Genomic DNA, 17,371 nt, shown 5'->3' with positions numbered 1-17,371 from the left:
TAACCGGTGAAAAACTTTATTTCTTTTTCTGTTATCTGGTAATTGGTTATCAGATCTTTTATCTGTTCAAAATCTCCTCCCCAGTAAATACCATCCCAAATTTCAATGCCGCCCTCAATTTTGTCGGGGCAGCGGTGGATATAATGCAGGGTATTTTCGGCCACCGGGCCGCCCATATATACCGGAATTTCCGAGTAGGACGTATCCGGTAATATATCGCCTAATAAGTAGTCAGTTTGATGATTTAAGATAAACCCCATAGCTCCTGCTTCAGAATATTCGGTAAGCAGTATAACCGAACGTTTAAAATTAGGGTCGGGCATAAAGGGTTCTGATATGAGTAAACGGCCTGCCGCCGCTGAAATTGGACTAAGCATAGGGTTATATTTATATAATGTTAACAGTAAATGTAAAAATATGTTCATTAATAGTCAAAATGAACAACATACTAATATGTACGGTATAATTAATTTGTAAGTTTGCGATAATGGACCAGAAAGATATAGAAAATTTAAGGCAGGAATATAACGCGGCTTCGTTAAACGAAACCGATGTTGATGCCAACCCAATGCGCCAGTTTGATAAATGGTTTAACGAAGCCATTAACTACAAAGTGCACGAGCCAAACGCCATGACATTGGCTACCGCTACGCACGATGGCCGCCCATCGGCAAGGATTGTATTGCTTAAAGGCTTTAACGATGACGGCTTTAAGTTTTATACCAACTACCTTAGCCGCAAGGGTAAAGAGATAAGTAAGAACCCACTGGGTGCGCTTGTATTCCATTGGGGTGATATGGAACGCCAGATCCGCATTGAAGGTACTATTGATAAACTGGATAGGGATTATTCTGAAAAATATTTCCACTCGCGCCCAAAACTGAGCCAGATAGGTGCTGTTGCATCGCCACAAAGCCAGGAGATTACCAGCCGCGAAGAACTGGAACAACGCATGGCCCAACTGGAACTTGAGTACGCAGACAGCCCTGTGCCTAAACCATCTTTTTGGGGTGGCTATGTGTTAAGGCCACGCCTGATAGAGTTTTGGCAAGGTCGCAGCAGCCGCCTGCACGATAGGATAGTTTATAAGAAAACTGATAAAAAAAACTGGAAAATTGTTCGCCTTGCGCCATGAGTTTTGATGATATTAAATTATTGCTTACCCAAAAGTTTGGCGAGGACGTAATTACCGGCGAAGAACGTACCGGCATGCAACCCGCCCTGCTAATAAACCCCGACTATATAGTTGAGGTTTGTATGGAGCTGCGCAATAATCCAAAAACTTATTTCGATTTTTTATCCTGCCTTACGGGTATGGATTACGGTGTGGAAGCCGGCCGCTTTGGTGTGGTTTATCACCTGTCGTCTATCCCCTATCATTTGCAGCTTACACTGAAGATAAGCAGGGAGAATGATCGTAGCGAAGATAATTTACCATCCTTCCCAAGCGTATCATCTGTTTATCGCACGGCTGACTGGCACGAACGCGAAGCATATGACCTGATAGGGATATTTTTTGAAGGCCACCCTGATCTAAGGCGTATTTTATTGCCTGATGATTGGGAAGGCTATCCGTTAAGGAAAGATTATAAGACGGCCGAGTATTATAAAGGGATTAAAATAGATTAATTTCAGTATAAAAAAGCCTGTCATTTCGAACGAGGTACGAAGAGAAATCTTGTTCAAATGACAGGCGGCGAAATTGCATAATGAACAAGATTTCTCACTATCGTTCGAAATGACATAGTGGTTTAATTGACAGAATAAGGTTGAAAACAATTTCAAAATATAACGAAGCACTTTACCGCTATCAGCAGAAGATCACTAACGCTGCTGTTGAAGATATGGTGCTGAATATGGGGCCGCAGCATCCGTCTACGCATGGGGTTTTGCGGCTGGAACTGATCACCGATGGCGAGATCGTAAAAGAGGTTATCCCGCATATTGGTTACCTGCACCGTTGTTTTGAAAAACATGCCGAATCGCTCACCTATCAGCAAACCATTCCGTTTACCGACAGGATGGATTACCTGGCATCAATGAATAACAGCCATGCCTGGGTAATGGGTGTCGAGAAAATGCTGGGTATTGATAAAGATATCCCAAAACGTATCGAATACATCCGCGTGCTGGTTTGCGAGCTTAATCGTATTGCATCGCACCTGATAGCTATTGGTACTTATGGCATTGATATTGGTGCCTTCACCCCTTTCCTTTGGTGTTTTCGCGACCGCGAGCATATTATGGGCATGCTGGAATGGGCCTCGGGCTCGCGCATGTTGTATAACTATATTTGGGTGGGTGGTTTGTTTTACGACTTGCCGGTTGGATTTGAAGAACGCTGCCGCGAATTTGTAGAATACTTTAAACCTAAAATGGTTGAGCTTAATCAGCTTTTAACCGATAACCAGATCTTTATTAGCCGTACCGCCAACGTTGGCGTATTACCAATGGATGTAGCCATTAACTACGGCTGCAGTGGCCCGGTGCTACGTGGATCTGGGTTAAAATACGATCTGCGCCGTATTGACAACTACTCGGTTTACCCCGAGCTGGAATTTGACATACCCGTAGGCAAAGGCGAAATGGGTACCCTTGGCGATTGCTGGGACAGATACAAGGTGCGTGTAGATGAGATAGAACAATCGTTACGTATGGTGGAGCAGTGCCTTGATCGACTGCAAAAAGAGCTTAAACGCACACCCGATTTTGACCCGCGTGCTAAGCTTCCCCGTAAACTAACCCCAAAAGCACAAGACTATTACGCCCGTTGCGAAGGTGCTAAGGGGGAGCTTGGCTTTTACTTTGTACATGACAATGAACGATCTGAGATACCCTTCCGTGCCAAAGCCCGCGGCCCAAGCTATAATAACCTTTCGGTATTGCCCGAGTTAGGTAAAAATGTGATGATTGCCGATCTGGTAGCCATCATAGGTTCGCTCGATTTTGTATTGGGTGAAGTGGATCGTTAGGTTATAGAGAGTCAGGATATTTAGAATCAAGAGACAAGACAGCTCCTGCTTGATCTGTCATGGTGAGCCTGTCGAACCATTGGCAAGGCATATAGGTCTTCGACAAGCTCAGACTGACAAGCAGGTGTTTACTACTCTACCCCCACTGCTGGCGCACGCGTGTCGCGTGTGCTCTCTCTGGCTATCTTGTGTTAGGGATTGAAACGGATACCGGCCTGTGGCTAATGCCTGTGCGCGTATGAGTGGAAAGCCCGGGCCGAAGGCAACGCCCAAAAAATTGACAAAAGAGAAAAGAATCAAGAGTCAGGATCTATGTCATGGTGAGCCTGTCGAACCATTTGCAAAGCGTACAAGTCTTCGACAAGCTCAGACTGACAATCCCTCCTACCAAACCACTAAATCCCCGGTCACAAAAAAGGGAGGCAATTTCTTGCATCCCTCTTAGCTATATTAATTGTTGATTTTTTACTGATTATAAACCTTAACCATAAACACATAGTTGCGCAGTTTTTTAATTTGCTGCGTACGGCTTAGGCTGGCTAAGGTATTTTTAGTGCTCAGATTAAGCGATTTGCTTAGTGAGTCTGCCGGGATGCTTTGGATAGCTTTTAACAGGTAGTTTGATTTTACCGCGAATGCTACTCCGGATGTTTGGGTTTGCTTACCGGTAATTACACCAATAACATTACCTTTTTCATCCATTACAGGCCCGCCACTGTTGCCGGGGTTAACCGGGATATACATTTCATATTCGGTTGTATCGCCATGGAAACCTGTGCCCGCTGTTAAAGCACCGGGGCCAAATTTAAGGTCATCGCCAGGGAAACCTAATGTATAAACATTTTCGCCCAAGTCACTTTTTGCTTTTTTGAAGCTGTATGGCACAGTACCCAGGTTTTTAAATGCCGGGTCGTTTATTTCCAATATGGCTACATCATACTGCGGCTCGGTGTAAATAACCTTGGTGCGGAATGATTCGCCTTCGGCATTTTGCACGTAAACAGAATCGGCACCATTTACTACATGATAGTTGGTTACTATATAACCATTACCGGTAAGGGCAAAACCCGTCCCCCTGAATTTAGCAGAGATAGTTGGGCCTGTTTTGTTCGACTTTATAATGTCATTTAACTTGTTGCCTAAAGCTGGCTGCTCTTTTTTCAAACGCTCTACATCTTGCTTCAATTGTAAGAAACGTGGGTCGCGGTTACTTAAGTCACCGGTAAAATACAGCGTAAGTAAAATAGCGAATATAGCTATAGAAGCCGCTACAGATATTTTTGAATGATGATGACGCCACATTTGCACCACCCATGACGGATGCGCCATTAGGTCGTCTTTTAACGTGTGTACATCAATTTCTTCATGTATCTCATCCAAACGGTTCTGCAGGCTTAAACGCTCATTATATTGCTTTAATAAACCTGTAAAGTGCTTATGCTCGGCTATTTTAGTATCTATGGTTGCATCTTTTTTACGTAATGCATCAAACTGGGCTCGTTCCCCGGCAGGCATTTCGCCGCTTAGGTAGCTCTCAATCATTTCCAAAAGTTGGTTATCTTTCATTGCTTTACCCTTTCAAAATTACTGCTGAAAAAATAATTTCTTCAGCCTTTGCAGACATTTGTATTTCTGCGTTTTCGCATTATCTGCATTTGTATACCCAAACCGTTCGCAAATTTCTTGCATAGATCTGTTGTGCATATAAAAATCTTCCATTATAGTTTTACAGGGTTCGCCCAGTAACTTTAATGCATCACTCATTTTATTAAGCTGCATGTCCCGCTCCTCGTGCTTTTCTACCTCATCTTCAACCGGCAGGTACTCCTGGAAATCTTTTATATCGCCACCGTATCTGTTCAATTGTTTAAGCCGCTTTAGCCACAAACGCCTGCATATAGAGTATATGTAGGTTTTTAACTTGCTGCTCAGCTCAAAATCGCCCCGTTTAACCTTATTGTAAAGAACTATTATAGCTTCCTGATATATATCCTTGGCCTCATCCTCGTCACCGTTATTATTAATAACAAGTTGTAAAACCATTGGGAAATAAGCCAGGTATAATTTTTTTAAAACACTGTCGGAGTTGTTCAAGATCCCAATGATCACTTCACTATCCGTCGGCATTTCTACATTTAACTGATTATTCACTACTTAATACTTTTTATATTGAATTGTAACCCAATAATATAATTTATTTTTTTGGCACGATGTTAACAGCACCACAGTCCGTCTGCTTAAGCCGCAATATCGGGAAATAATTGGTAGTACATAGCGGCATTAAATTTGAGTTTGTTTAACAACATCAAAACTAACGAACTATGAAAAACTTATTTAAAACCTGCTTTTTAGCATTAACGATAGCAGTTGCGATTACTGCATGCAAAGGCAACAATTCAACCCATGTGCCAGATAGTACCCGGGTTGATTCATCTAAAAATAGTTCTGTGGCTGATAGCACTATTGGTAAAAACGGTTCGCCAAACGCTATTGATACTGGTATAGATAAATCTGGCTCGGGTGGTACCGATACGGTTAAGAAAGATAATAAATAGCATTTAAAAATAGATCCCGGCCTTAATAAGCCGGGATCTATTTTTTTATTGGGTTACCTTTTTAAGTTTTTGATATTAACAGTCACAAAACAATAAACAATCACAAAAAATCAACATGAAAAATTCAATCAAAATTACATTCTTAGCTTTAGCAATTGCTTTTACAGCTGCATCTTGCGATAGCAAAAAAGCTACCAACGGTTCTGATACTACAAAAACTGATTCTGCTACTGTTGCTGCCGATACTACCAAGGTTGATACAGCTGCTGCACCGGTTGACACAGCTAAAAAAGATACCGTTAAAAAATAATTTCAAAATAAAGGGTTACCTTTTTGAAATTGCGGTATTAAACAACTCATAAGAATAACATACTTACAATAATTTAACAAAACAAAAAATGAAAAATTCATTCAAAATCGCATTTTTAGCTTTAGCTATCGCTGTTTCTGCTGCTGCTTGTAAAGGTTCTGGTTCTGCATCTTCAGCTGATTCAGCTGCTGCTGATTCAGCCAAAAAAGATACTACTGTTGTAGTTGACACAACTAAAAAAGATACTACTGTAGTAGTTGACACAACTAAAAAAGACACAACTAAAAAATAATTTAACCTAACGGTTAAATATTAAAGAATTACACTGTTAATTTTTTAAGTTTTTAAAGTTTTAAAGAGGTAATCTGCATTTTTTTTAAAAAAGTGGGTTACCTTTTTTTGTTTTGGGTATTAACTAACGAAAAACTATTAAATCACTTAAAAAACACAAACAATGAAAAATTCATTCAAAATCGCATTCTTAGCTTTAGCTATCGCTGTTTCTGCTGCTGCTTGTAAAGGTTCTGGTTCATCATCTGCTGCAGATTCAGCTAAAATGGATTCAGCTAAAATGGATTCAGCTGCTACTGATACTGCTAAAATGGACACTGCTAAAACAGATACTGCTAAAAAAGATACTACTAAAAAAATGTAATCTCTTTTTGTTAAAAGAAACGCTCCCGGTTTATGCCAGGGGCGTTTTTTTTATGTCTTTTATTTTCGTCAAAAAAACATTCGTCTAAAATTTTGTTTATTGGTGAAAGCGCCTGAACATGAAATATGCCGACTGGAAGAATCTTAGCGACGAGGATAAAAAGAATACACATTGGAAACACCATCCCCGCATTCGTGTAGCTACTATATTCAGTATCTTATTCGCACTTTTCTTTTTTGTTGTGATGTTGCGCATATTACAAAATCGCCGGGTACATGTTAACCGCAAACCAAACGCTAAAGAAACGTTTGCCATTGCCAAGGTTTTTGTGAGCGACAAATTAAGCCAGCCAGCTACCGCAAGCTTTCCAAAAAACACGTTCGAATCTAATATTGATACTGCACATAACAGCTACCAGATATCGTCGTTTGTGAACGCCCAGGACAGCAGCGGTAAAATTATTAAATCGGCCTGGCAGGTAAGGCTTTCCTATAATGGCGGCGACTGGGCCGACAGGAAGAGTTGGAAAGTAATAGAAGTAAATATAGCACAGTAAAAAAGCGCCCTATAGGCGCCCTTCATTACATTATTGACTTAGAGCTTTGTCTCGCAAGGCCTTTATTTTATCGTGTGCTGCCTGTAAAATAGGCTGATGTTTAATTAATATTTCGCGGATATATGCCGGTAATATACCCTGGGTCAGAGCAGATTGATATGCTTTTAAAATGGCATCCTCACCAAACTCGCATTCTTCCAATACACTCCTTTTACTATGCCCACTAAATACGGCTTTTACATCAAGCCATGTACGGTGCAACTTACCACTGGTACTGCTTCCCGTTTCAATATCTTTACCAAATGCAGCAACTTCGGTAGCTATTTCTAATTTAAATTGATGGCTCTCGCCTATTAAATTAGTAAAAAGATGTTTCAGCTCGGTATCACCAGGTGTAAGTTCACTTATAGCACGTTCGTAGCCCTTAATACGATCGTTGTTTATTAAAATAAGATCGTTAAGGATTTCAATGGTTGCTCTGGTTCTTTCCATAACAATAGATTATGTAAAGAGAACGGCATAAAAAAAATATTGTTTTAGTTAAAAAACAATATTTCAATGAGTTATAACAAGTTAATAGGTAACCAGGATTTATGATCTCCCTCTAAATGCGGATATTATCCAAATGATTAGCAGTATTACTATTATTACAGCAATAATACCCACAGCTGCACCGGCTTTAAAAATATCGCCGATAACTGAGCATCCGCTAAAGGCAACCATTGCCAAAGCGATCAATAATAAGTTAATTTTTTTCATAGTCGATCATTGTAAGATTTATATATAAATCTCAATACAATAATCAGACCTGTTTGTTACAGCAACAGATTAGAATCAGATTCTTCTGTTTCTTTGTTGTCTTTTGGTAAAAATTGTACAGCAATTAATACAATAAAAATTGCCAAAAGGCTCATCGGTACAAGGGCTTCAACAGCTACTAATAATAGTTCCATAGCAAATTATTTGGGGGTAATAATTAAAACTAAAAAATTCAATTCTCCGCCAGCTCAAATTCGCAATTCTTCATATAGGTTCCCTAATCTAAAAATTGTTTTTTAATATTTCCAAGAAATGTGGATAAGTTGATAAATTTGTTACTAAGTGCAAAACTATCGCCCATTTTGGGCTTAATGTAAATGTAACCCTTATAAATTAGCGGTTGATGTGTAAATTCGCCGCTTATGAATCTGCCTTTAATAACAGTCAACAACATATCTGTAAAGTTTTTAAACAATCAACTTTTCAGTAATCTCAATTTTGAGCTAAGTAAAGGACAAAGCTGGGTTATCACCGGTAAAAGTGGCTCGGGCAAAAGCGTTTTATTGCAAGCCATTGCAGGTAATATTGGCGTTAATGGCGGTAGCATTATTTATCATTTTATGGATGATGTTCATAAACAGGAACTACCAGGTAATGCCTTGCTAACCTTTCATCGCTTTATTGCATTTGCCGGTGCTAAACATCATTTTAAAACCCTCTCTAACACTTCAGATTTTTATTATCAGCAGCGATATAACTCATCCGATTCGGAAGATACGCTTACCGTGCGCCAATATTTGCAATCGGTAAAAGTTAATGAGCATAAAACCCCTTACTGGACATTTGATAAAACCATAGCAGCGCTAAACTTATCCGCGCTATGCGATAAACAAACCATCAAACTATCAAACGGCGAAACTAAACGCCTGATGATAGCAGCAGCCCTGCTTAAAAATCCGATCATACTACTGCTTGATAACCCGCTTACCGGCCTTGATGTTGAAACCCGTAAATCGTTTAATGTTTTACTTAATGAAATATCTACCTCAGGTATCAGCATTATTATGGCCACATCTACCTTTGAACTGCCCGATGTTGTAACCAATGTAGCTATTTTAGATAACGGCAGCATTAGCCAAAGCCTAACTAAGCAGGACTTTGAATCAAGCGAGCATTCGGTTGGCGAGCAGGTTAAGGTTGATATCAATACATTACAACAATTGTTAAATACATCCGCGGCAAACCACAGTTACAAGCAAATTGTAAGCATGGCAGATGTGTTTATCAAGTATGGCGACAAGGTTATCCTCAATAAAGTAAACTGGCTGATAAACCCCGGCGAAAGGTGGGCGCTGCTTGGCCCAAATGGCGCCGGCAAATCAACCCTGCTAAGTTTAATAAACGGTGATAACCCGCAGGCCTACGCTAATAATATTGTATTGTTTGATAAAAAGCGCGGCACCGGCGAAAGCATCTGGGACATAAAAAGCAAGATAGGTTTTGTATCGCCCGAGCTTTACCAGTACTTCCCTACCGATAACTCCTGCCTGCAGGTTATTGAATCGGGCTTTTACGATACACTGGGTTTGTTTAGGCCCAGCAATAAAACCAAAGCCGACCTGGCGCTTAATTGGATGAAAGCTTTGGAGATAGACCAATACGCCCGCCATTTGTTAAAGAATATCCCTGCCAGCGCACAACGCCTGTGCCTGCTTGCCCGTGCATTAATAAAGAACCCTGCCCTGCTCATATTTGATGAGCCCTGCCAGGGACTTGACGACCATCAGCAGCAGCATTTTAAAAGCGTTGTGGATGCCATTTGCAGCATAAGTAATGTAACCCTTATATATGTTACCCATTACCAGCACGAGATACCTAATAGCGTGGATAAGGTTTTGAGGTTGGATAAGGGGGAAGTGATTAGTTAAACGGATACTCTCTCTTCACCCTGTTTCTCCAAATAACTGAATAGGTAATCACCAAAATCCCTTTTGACGTTTTTATCTGTTAAATTATGCTGAAGAGATGAATTAATCTCTAATCGGTTAAGCTTATCATTTATTACCAACACAAATACCTGATTTTGAGTAATTATTGTATTCCTTTGGCTGGATATCCCGGTCATAACAAAATCCTCGTATGATAAACGCACATTCATCACCAGTTCTTTATCGCTGATAACGCCGGTCTCGTAAATTTCGAAAAACTTTTTAGGTTCATTTTTTCTGAACAAGGTAACATGCCCAATATTTTTCTCATAGTATTCTATCTCGTTGGGCAAGCCGTTCAGCAATCGTTTGTTAAATTGAAACGGATAGTGCTCGTCATAAAACTCTTTGTCGCCACTTGCCTGCCCGGGTTTATAGGTGTCGGATGCCTCGGAAGATGTGGTTAAACTTATAATACCCCTAACTGCTAATTCAATCAAACGAAAAACTGGAAACATTTCCCAAGGTAACCAATACTATCATGTCAGCCAAAATCATTATTACACATTGTCAACCAATTAACACCTTTCTCCTTTTACCTTTCGCCTTTAACCTGCCACTATGTATATTTGTACATGAATACAGCCGAACTGTTACAGCGTGCTTTAGCTTTTGATTTTTTGAGCATGGATGAAGGGGTTTACCTTTACAATAATGCCTCGACGGCCGATTTGATGTACGTGGCTAACGAGTTGCGTAAAATACAAGTGCCGCATGGTAAAGTTACCTGGCAGATAGATAGGAATGTAAACACTACCAACGTTTGTATAGCCAACTGTAAGTTCTGTAATTTCTTTCGTCGCCCCGGGCATGATGATGCTTACATTACCGACATAGAGACCTATAAAAAGAAAATAGAAGAAACCTTCCGCTTTGGCGGCGATCAGCTCTTATTACAAGGCGGCCACCACCCCGATCTGGGCCTTCAATTTTATACCGAGTTGTTCCGTGAGCTGAAACAGCTGTATCCAAAATTAAAACTACATTCATTAGGTCCGCCAGAAATTGCACACGTAGCTAAGCTGGAAAGCATGAGCCATTACGACGTGTTGAAAGCCATGAAAGAAGCCGGTTTAGATTCGTTACCTGGTGCAGGTGCCGAAATACTGAACGACCGTGTACGCCGCCTGATATCAAAAGGTAAATGCGGTGGCCAGGAATGGCTGGATGTTATGCGCGCGGCCCATCAGCTTAACCTGCCAAGCTCTGCTACGATGATGTTTGGCCATATCGAAACCATTGAGGAACGTTTTGAACACCTGGTATGGATCCGCGAGGTACAATCAGAAAAGCCCGAAGGCCATCACGGTTTTGTGGCCTTTATTCCATGGCCTTTCCAGGACGATGGCACTTTACTAAGAAAAGTACGCGGTATCACCAATAACGTTACCGGCGACGAATATATCCGCATGATAGCCTTAAGCCGTATTATGCTGCCTAATATTAAGAATATACAGGCGTCGTGGTTAACGGTTGGTAAGCAAGTTGCACAGCTTTGCCTGCATGCCGGCGCTAACGATTTCGGGTCGATAATGATAGAAGAAAACGTGGTATCTGCCGCAGGCGCACCTCACCGCTTCACGGCCAAAGGCATTCAGGACTCTATAAAAGAAGCCGGGTTTGAGCCGCAGCTTCGCACCCAAAAATACGAGTGGCGTGATATCCCTGCCGAGATTGAAGAGCAGGTGATTGATTATTAATAGAGAGTTTAGAATCAAGAGACAAGAATCAAGACGCTATTCGAACCCAACTATCCGCGTTAGGGACAGAAACGGATACCGGCCCGTGGCTAATGCCTGCGCAGTATGAGCGGATGGCCCGGCCGCAGGCAACGCCCTTATTCAGTTAGCAGTTTCTTAGTTTGCAGCCGGCATTAAGCTTCCTTTATATCCACACGTCATTGCGAGGTACGAAGCAATCTCTTTAGGACAATTGTACACCTTGCATGGCCGCTTTGCATTTCAGGAGATTGCTTCATACTTCACAATGACGACTTTTATATACGCGGACTGACCATCTCTATAAAATCACTAAATCAGTCATTCACTAATTCACTAAATAGATATATTTGCACCTCATGGAAAACATTGAGCAGTATATTGAGTCGCTTATTTTTGCATCTGAACAGGGTATCCGCACCGAAGAAATTATTTATTGCCTGCAAGCCGCTTTTGAGCATGATTATACTGCCGACGAGATAACTAAACAAATAGACAACATTACTCAAAAATATTTGGACGATGCTTTTGCTATTGAAGTGGTAAAGATCAATAACGGGTACCAGTTTCTCACCAAAAAGAAATATCATGCTGCCATAAGCCTGTTACAATTACAACGCTCAAAAAAGAAACTGAGCCAGGCAGCGCTGGAAACCCTTGCTATTATTGCCTACAAACAACCCGTTACCAAAACAGATGTAGAGCAAATACGCGGCGTAAACTGCGATTACTCGATACAAAAACTGCTGGAAAAAGAGCTAATTGCTATAACTGGCAAGTCGGAAAGTGTGGGTAAACCCATACTTTATGGCACCAGCGGGCTTTTTATGGATTACTTTGGCATAAACAACATTACAGAACTACCACAGCTTAAGGAAATTACAGACAATAGTTCATCAATTGGCGACCAAACGGAATAAATTGAAAAATGAATTTTAATTAAAAATGATTTTATTATTTTTACTGGTAAATAATGCTGATTATAGTGCAGCGAAACTTAACACAATAAACAATTAGGTTAACAGATACAGTTTTAACAAATAAACATTTATTAAAATGGCAGCTCCAAAAAAACCTTTGAATACCTCAACCAAAAAGATCAGCGATGAGGAGGATGACGACTTTGATGATGATCCAAAACCAGGTAAGGTAGCGGATGATGATGACGATGACTTTAATGAGGATATTCCCCTGGATGATGACCTGGGTGGGTTTGACTCGTACGATCCTTACGACGATGAAGACGACGATTAATAATTTGATCGTATAACATACTTTTCAAAGCATCCAGCAAACGCTGGATGCTTTTTTTATACTATATATGCCCAATGAAAATCACCGAAGTTGAAAGCAAGGCTGGTAGAAACGCTTTTTTAGATGTTGCGCGCATTATTTACAAAGATGATAAAAATTGGGTTTGCCCGTTAGATAATGATATTGAGGCTGTTTTTGACCCGGCAAAAAACAACTTTCATCAGCATGGTAAAGCTACCCGCTGGGTATTGAGGGATGATGCCGGGCAGCTAACAGGCCGCATAGCCGCTTTCATTAATGATGAAAAAGCATATAACTATGAACAGCCAACCGGTGGCTGTGGCTTTTTTGAATGTATTGATAATAAGGAGGCCGCTTTTTTGTTATTTGATACCGCCAAAAATTGGCTGCAGCAAAATGGCATGCAAGCTATGGATGGCCCCATTAACTTTGGCGAGAACGATAACTTTTGGGGCTTACTGGTTGAGGGCTTTACCCCTCCATCCTATGGGATGAATTACAACCTGCCCTATTACCAAGCTTTTTTTGAGGATTACGGTTTTAAAACCCAATATGAGCAGATAACCAATCATTTGGATGTGCATAAGCCTTTTTCAGAACGATTTACAAAAATCGCGAACTGGGTTATCCAAAAGCCGGGGTACAGCTTTAAGCACTTCCAAACCGCGGAGATAGAAAAATTCGCTGCCGATTTTATTGAGATCTACAACGATGCCTGGCAAAATTTTGAAAACTTTGTGCCAATAAACCATGCTACTATTTTAGAAAGCTTTGAAAAGATGAAAGCTATTATGGATGAAAAGCTAATATGGTTTGCTTACATTGATAACGAACCTGCATCATTTATTGTGATACTGCCGGATGCCAATCAAATGATAAAACCGCTTAATGGGAAGCTAAACCTGTTGGGAAAACTCATATTTTTATACCGCAAATGGAAAGGGGTATCGCGGATGCGGGCTATTGTAATGGGCACCAAACAAAAATTCCAAAAACACGGGTTAGAATCGTGCCTGTTCATTAAATTAAAGGAATACGTGTTGCCCCTAAAGCAATACGATGAGCTGGAGTTATCGTGGGTGGGCGATTTTAACGAGAAAATGATTGCCGTACACACCGCAGTAGGTGCAACATTTGGCAAAAAACATTTAACAATGCGCTATATTTTTAATAAGCCCGAATAAACATCCGGGCTTATTAAAAATTTATGCTATTACTCTTTTGTGGCGCAATTCTTCAAAAAGCTCAATAACCTTTTTCTGAAGGTCAATAACCTCAGTTTCACGGTCCATCAACTTTTTGTTAACATTCTCCAGTTCGGTGGCGATTTTTTGATCTTGCTCTACTTCGTTGTAAGTAAGCAGTTGAACTACAGACATTTCGAACAAAACAGCAATCTGCTCAAGGCGTGAAAGATTGATGTCAGTAATTCCGGTTTCAATTTTAGAAAATGCAGGAATAGAGATGTCTAAACGTTTAGCAACTTCTTCCTGGCTCCAGCCTTTTTGGTGGCGCAATAACCGGATCTTTTTTCCAAGTGTCTTCATATAATAACGCTAATTAGGTAAGGTTTCTCAATAGTTAATAAAGTTACAACTTTTTTGAATAACAAACTAATAATCAATAAATTTTATAGTAAATTATTTTTAAGTCCTACTAAGTTAATTCCGCCAAAATTGCCCGAGCTCATCATCAATAAATTACTATTAGTGATATCTAATGCCGCAAGATACTTTAGCAGTTCTACCGGTTCATTAAAAAACAGTAAATTATCATTAGCAAAGGCGTTTTTCACCGCCTCGGCCGGGTATGGTTCTATCTTTTTCTGCTCAAATGTTTTGCGGTCTATAAACACAATAGCCTTATCGGCATGGTTCATTGTACCTGCATATTCATTTAAAAAGTCTTTATTTAAGCTACTAAAAGTATGCAATTCTATGCAGGCAATCAACTGCCTGTTAGGGAATTGTGCTTTAACTGCCTCAATTGTAGCTGTAAGCTTTGATGGCGAGTGCGCAAAATCTTTAAAAATGGTGGCATTATCGTTTTTACCCACTACTTCCAGCCTGCGTGCCGCACCTTTAAAGGTGGTAATATATTGGTAAAAATCGGCGCTACTAATACCCAGGCCTTCGCATACCAAACGGGCAGCCTGCATATTCAATAAATTATGCTGGCCAAATACTTCCAGCTCGTAGCTTTTGCCATCGGTAATAACACTGGTTATGCCATTTTCAATGGTATATCCTGGTAAGCTGTAGGGTAATTTTTCAACATCGATATCCAGGCCGGCAACCATGGCATTCAACACCTCGTCGGTCGCGCTATAAATGAGCTTGCCATTAGGCTGTATGGTCTCTGCAAATATTTTAAACTGGTCTATATAATTATCAAACGTAGGGAATACATTGATATGATCCCAGGCTATGCCGCTTATCACACCTATATCCGCTTTATAGATATGAAACTTGGGCCGCCTGTCTATCGGCGAAGCCAAATACTCGTCGCCCTCAATGATCATAACGGGTGCATCATGTGTAAGCCCAACCATGGTTTCAAAACCTTCCAATTGCGCCCCTACCAGGTAATCAAACTTTTTATCGGCTTCCTGCAACACGTGCAATATCATACTGGTAATAGTAGTTTTGCCGTGGCTGCCGCCTATAACTACCCTTAGCTTATCTTTTGATTGCTCGTAAATATAATCGGGATAGGAATAGATCTTGATACCCAGCTCCTGCGCCTTTAACAACTCCGGATTATCGATACGGGCATGCATGCCTAATATAACCGCGTCAAGCTCAGTGGTGATCTTTTCCGGATACCAACCCTCTTGTGCAGGCAGGATATCGTATTTACCAAGTCGCGAAGCCGAGGGCTCAAACAACACATCATCAGAACCGGTTACGTTAAATCCTTTTTTATGCAAGGCGATGGCGAGGTTGTGCATGGCGCTTCCGCCTATCGCTATAAAGTGTACTCTCATTAATAATGTGTTGCGGCTATAGGCACCAAATTTAAGGTAAAAACCGCTATAGCACCAATATTTTGTTAACTAATAAATCAATAAATTATTTCAGCAGTAAAACAGGCACTGTAGAGTTTTTAGCCAACTGCTGCGATATGCTGTTATGTAATATAGATTGCAGGAAACTATAGGTATGCGGTAAAGCAATCACCATTTGGGCTTTATGCCCGGCTGCAAAATCAAGAATACCTGTAATTATATTGGGGGTACTTAAATAATAATACCTGGGGTGAAAACCCTTTAACATACTGTGCAGGGCGGTTTCTTCGGCCTGTTGTTCTGCATCCCTGCTTGCAGCGTTGCCTGTTGCATCAATATTTACTACTAACAGCTTTATAGCTTGTTTGCCCAATAGCTTGTGTAATACATCCATCGGCATGGTTTCTTTCACCTTTTTAAAATCGCAGGCTATTACCGCTTCATCTATCAACTGGTAACTATAATCTGGCGGTACTACAATTACCGGCACCGGGCTCGCCTTTGATATTTTTATAACGTGACTGCCAATATTAATACTACCCTCGCGAACTGTGCTATTACCAATGCTACCTATTATCACCAGATCCGCTTTATCCTGAACAACTACATCAACTACAGCACGTAATAAATGCGATCGGTTTAAACGCACCCGTATCTGGACACCTTCCCTAACCTGTTTTAGTAATTTTCTTTTTAATTTTTCTAACTGATTGATGCGGTCTACAGCTTCTTCTTCAATTTCTTCCTGCCTAAGCATTAACATATTAGGATCTGGAAACATAGTCTCATACGGCGATATGTAATAAGCATTCATCAAAATAATAGTTGTTACATCGCTTTGATGACTGAGTTGGGCGGCGAAATCGGCGGCGTTAAAGGCAGCCTCAGAAAAATCGACAGGTACGAGATAGGTTTTCATATTGACGAGTTAAGAATCTTTCGACCAATTTGGTCTAAAAGTAAGTGCATACAAATCTAAAAATGAAACCTTGTTGTATTGTCAACATCGTTTCATTTTAAATGTACAAGTTAACAACAAAAAAGGAGCATTTTGTAATGCCCCTTTCTGCTATAGTATAAACTTTGCTGCCACCCACTCTTTATCTTTTTTGTGGATGATGTATTTTAGATTGTATTTACGCGCCTCTTCGGTAATTATATCCAGATCAGGCGATTCATAGAATCCACTAAAATAGATCTCGCCGCCGGGTTTTAATACTTCGGCATAACGGGCCATCTGGTCTATTAATATATTCCGGTTGATGTTGGCCAGGATGATATCGTATTGTTCATTGGGGATAACCTCTTTTGAACCGCAAACAGCTTTAATATTATCGATGTTATTCAAAGCCGAATTCTCTATAGTACTTTCGTAACACACCACATCGTAATCAATGGCAGTAATATCTGTAGCGCCAAGCTTAGCAGCAAGAATAGCAAGGATGCCTGTCCCGCAGCCCATGTCCAATACTTTTTTGCCGGCGAAATCATTCTCCAGCATCAGCCCCATCATCATGGCCGTGGTTTGGTGGTGACCGGTACCGAAAGCCATTTTGGGATCGATAACTATCTCGTA

24 protein-coding genes are annotated in these 17,371 nt (G+C 40.6%); 13 read left to right on the top strand and 11 right to left on the bottom strand.

All coding sequences use genetic code 11. The annotated features are described in order from the left end of the window. Positions 1-377, bottom strand: a 377-nt coding sequence (locus JWQ85_RS20745; RefSeq protein ID WP_299471387.1) for a YqgE/AlgH family protein, incomplete at its 3' end; no start/stop codon positions are given. A gap of 110 nt (positions 378-487) precedes the next feature. On the opposite strand from JWQ85_RS20745, the gene pdxH reads away from it, so the two are divergent. The 3 genes from pdxH (at position 488) to JWQ85_RS20730 (ending at position 2,972) form a co-directional block, all read left to right on the top strand. Beyond that, positions 488-1,135: a pyridoxamine 5'-phosphate oxidase gene (gene pdxH, locus JWQ85_RS20740; RefSeq protein WP_299471385.1), complete on the top strand. Its 648-nt coding sequence runs from the start codon at positions 488-490 to the stop codon at positions 1,133-1,135. Continuing rightward, positions 1,132-1,629, top strand: a complete 498-nt coding sequence (locus tag JWQ85_RS20735) for an NADH-quinone oxidoreductase subunit C (RefSeq protein ID WP_299471383.1) — start codon at positions 1,132-1,134, stop codon at positions 1,627-1,629. The genes pdxH and JWQ85_RS20735 overlap by 4 nt, the downstream gene beginning before the upstream one ends. Before the next feature lie 215 nt (positions 1,630-1,844). Beyond that, the gene (locus JWQ85_RS20730) at positions 1,845-2,972 is read left to right on the top strand and encodes an NADH-quinone oxidoreductase subunit D (RefSeq protein WP_299471389.1); all 1,128 of its coding nucleotides are present in this window, start codon (positions 1,845-1,847) and stop codon (positions 2,970-2,972) included. Between the two features lie 465 nt (positions 2,973-3,437). On the opposite strand, the gene JWQ85_RS20725 is transcribed toward JWQ85_RS20730, so the two are convergent. Next, positions 3,438-4,538 (bottom strand): serine protease, encoded by a 1,101-nt coding sequence (locus JWQ85_RS20725; RefSeq protein WP_299471381.1) that lies wholly within the window; start codon positions 4,536-4,538, stop codon positions 3,438-3,440. 18 nt (positions 4,539-4,556) lie between these two features. Next, complete coding sequence (locus JWQ85_RS20720; protein WP_299471379.1) at positions 4,557-5,123, bottom strand: sigma-70 family RNA polymerase sigma factor; 567 nt, start codon at positions 5,121-5,123, stop codon at positions 4,557-4,559. 170 nt (positions 5,124-5,293) lie between these two features. Here JWQ85_RS20720 and JWQ85_RS20715 point away from each other — a divergent pair, with 170 nt between their 5' ends. From JWQ85_RS20715 to JWQ85_RS20695, 5 genes are all read left to right on the top strand, one after another. Beyond that, positions 5,294-5,527, top strand: coding sequence for a hypothetical protein (locus JWQ85_RS20715; protein ID WP_299471377.1), 234 nt, complete (start codon positions 5,294-5,296; stop codon positions 5,525-5,527). A gap of 115 nt (positions 5,528-5,642) precedes the next feature. Then, a complete protein-coding gene (locus JWQ85_RS20710) occupies positions 5,643-5,837 on the top strand; it encodes a hypothetical protein (RefSeq protein ID WP_299471375.1) in 195 nt (64 codons plus the stop codon). 88 nt (positions 5,838-5,925) lie between these two features. Continuing rightward, positions 5,926-6,129 (top strand): hypothetical protein, encoded by a 204-nt coding sequence (locus JWQ85_RS20705; RefSeq protein WP_299471373.1) that lies wholly within the window; start codon positions 5,926-5,928, stop codon positions 6,127-6,129. Between the two features lie 162 nt (positions 6,130-6,291). Then, positions 6,292-6,492: a hypothetical protein gene (locus tag JWQ85_RS20700; RefSeq protein ID WP_299471372.1), complete on the top strand. Its 201-nt coding sequence runs from the start codon at positions 6,292-6,294 to the stop codon at positions 6,490-6,492. Positions 6,493-6,610: 118 nt separating this feature from the next. Then, entirely contained in the window at positions 6,611-7,048 is a 438-nt protein-coding gene (locus tag JWQ85_RS20695) for a hypothetical protein (protein WP_299471371.1), read from the top strand. Between the two features lie 30 nt (positions 7,049-7,078). Here JWQ85_RS20695 and JWQ85_RS20690 read toward each other — a convergent pair whose 3' ends face one another. The 3 genes from JWQ85_RS20690 to JWQ85_RS20680 form a co-directional block, all read right to left on the bottom strand. Then, entirely contained in the window at positions 7,079-7,540 is a 462-nt protein-coding gene (locus JWQ85_RS20690; protein ID WP_299471370.1) for a PA2169 family four-helix-bundle protein, read from the bottom strand. Positions 7,541-7,639: 99 nt separating this feature from the next. Continuing rightward, positions 7,640-7,807 (bottom strand): hypothetical protein, encoded by a 168-nt coding sequence (locus tag JWQ85_RS20685; protein ID WP_299471368.1) that lies wholly within the window; start codon positions 7,805-7,807, stop codon positions 7,640-7,642. Positions 7,808-7,863: 56 nt separating this feature from the next. Beyond that, positions 7,864-8,001 (bottom strand): hypothetical protein, encoded by a 138-nt coding sequence (locus JWQ85_RS20680; protein ID WP_299471367.1) that lies wholly within the window; start codon positions 7,999-8,001, stop codon positions 7,864-7,866. Between the two features lie 228 nt (positions 8,002-8,229). Here JWQ85_RS20680 and JWQ85_RS20675 point away from each other — a divergent pair, with 228 nt between their 5' ends. Beyond that, on the top strand, positions 8,230-9,735 hold the full coding sequence (locus JWQ85_RS20675; RefSeq protein ID WP_299471366.1) for an ATP-binding cassette domain-containing protein: 1,506 nt from the start codon (positions 8,230-8,232) through the stop codon (positions 9,733-9,735). Here the strand turns inward: JWQ85_RS20675 and JWQ85_RS20670 are convergent. Beyond that, positions 9,732-10,253, bottom strand: a complete 522-nt coding sequence (locus tag JWQ85_RS20670; protein ID WP_299471364.1) for a hypothetical protein — start codon at positions 10,251-10,253, stop codon at positions 9,732-9,734. The genes JWQ85_RS20675 and JWQ85_RS20670 overlap by 4 nt on opposite strands. A 117-nt stretch (positions 10,254-10,370) precedes the next feature. Between JWQ85_RS20670 and mqnC the strand changes: the two genes are divergently transcribed. From mqnC to JWQ85_RS20650, 4 genes are all read left to right on the top strand, one after another. Next, positions 10,371-11,495 carry a cyclic dehypoxanthinyl futalosine synthase gene (mqnC, locus tag JWQ85_RS20665; RefSeq protein ID WP_299471362.1) on the top strand — a complete coding sequence of 375 codons (1,125 nt, stop codon included), beginning with the start codon at positions 10,371-10,373 and terminating at the stop codon, positions 11,493-11,495. A 377-nt stretch (positions 11,496-11,872) separates the two neighbouring features. Beyond that, positions 11,873-12,433, top strand: coding sequence for an SMC-Scp complex subunit ScpB (gene scpB, locus JWQ85_RS20660; protein ID WP_299471360.1), 561 nt, complete (start codon positions 11,873-11,875; stop codon positions 12,431-12,433). A gap of 136 nt (positions 12,434-12,569) precedes the next feature. Beyond that, entirely contained in the window at positions 12,570-12,767 is a 198-nt protein-coding gene (locus tag JWQ85_RS20655; RefSeq protein WP_256539637.1) for a hypothetical protein, read from the top strand. Between the two features lie 74 nt (positions 12,768-12,841). Beyond that, positions 12,842-13,972, top strand: coding sequence for a GNAT family N-acetyltransferase (locus tag JWQ85_RS20650; protein WP_299471358.1), 1,131 nt, complete (start codon positions 12,842-12,844; stop codon positions 13,970-13,972). A gap of 21 nt (positions 13,973-13,993) precedes the next feature. Here JWQ85_RS20650 and JWQ85_RS20645 read toward each other — a convergent pair whose 3' ends face one another. From JWQ85_RS20645 to prmA, 4 genes are all read right to left on the bottom strand, one after another. Further along, on the bottom strand, positions 13,994-14,335 hold the full coding sequence (locus JWQ85_RS20645) for a helix-turn-helix transcriptional regulator (RefSeq protein WP_299471357.1): 342 nt from the start codon (positions 14,333-14,335) through the stop codon (positions 13,994-13,996). 83 nt (positions 14,336-14,418) lie between these two features. Next, positions 14,419-15,774, bottom strand: coding sequence for a Mur ligase family protein (gene murC / locus JWQ85_RS20640; protein WP_299471355.1), 1,356 nt, complete (start codon positions 15,772-15,774; stop codon positions 14,419-14,421). A gap of 85 nt (positions 15,775-15,859) precedes the next feature. Next, a complete protein-coding gene (locus JWQ85_RS20635; protein WP_299471353.1) occupies positions 15,860-16,714 on the bottom strand; it encodes a universal stress protein in 855 nt (284 codons plus the stop codon). Between the two features lie 150 nt (positions 16,715-16,864). Next, on the bottom strand, positions 16,865-17,371 hold a 507-nt coding region (gene prmA / locus JWQ85_RS20630), incomplete at its 5' end, for a 50S ribosomal protein L11 methyltransferase (RefSeq protein WP_299471351.1).

This window comes from Mucilaginibacter sp., from assembly GCF_028288105.1.
Classification (GTDB): domain Bacteria; phylum Bacteroidota; class Bacteroidia; order Sphingobacteriales; family Sphingobacteriaceae; genus Mucilaginibacter.
Note: the sequence above shows the minus strand (reverse complement) of the source record. Positions and strands in the feature narration are given on the sequence as shown.